Origin of the sequence: Pseudomonas sp. HY2-MNA-CIBAN-0224 (genome assembly GCF_040310285.1) — a bacterium.
GTDB lineage: Bacteria > Pseudomonadota > Gammaproteobacteria > Pseudomonadales > Pseudomonadaceae > Aquipseudomonas > Aquipseudomonas helleri.
This window is the reverse complement of sequence record NZ_JBEOPQ010000805.1, coordinates 1-245: the sequence shown is the minus strand read 5'-3', so window position 1 is coordinate 245 and position 245 is coordinate 1. Positions and strand designations below refer to the sequence as shown.

Annotated in this window: 1 pseudogene; it reads left to right on the top strand. The window is 41.2% G+C overall.

The annotated features are described in order from the left end of the window. Window positions 1-245, top strand: a pseudogene (locus tag AAEZ03_RS28525) (23S rRNA pseudouridine(2604) synthase RluF); the annotation flags it as partial.

Sequence of the window (245 nt, the reverse complement as noted above, 5' to 3'; positions counted from 1 at the left end):
ATCGTCAGATCCGCCGCATGTGTGAACATTTTAACGTTGAAGTCACCAAGCTTGAACGTCAGTCAATTATGAATGTGTCACTTAAAGGGCTGCCTGTAGGAGAGTGGCGCGATTTAGACGAACAAGAACTCAGCACCTTAATGAAATTGATTGAACACTCATCTTCTGAAGTCAAAAATTCGCCCAAAAAAGCCAAGAAAAAACCTAACCAAAGCTTACGAGATAAAATTGAAGGTCCAGAACAC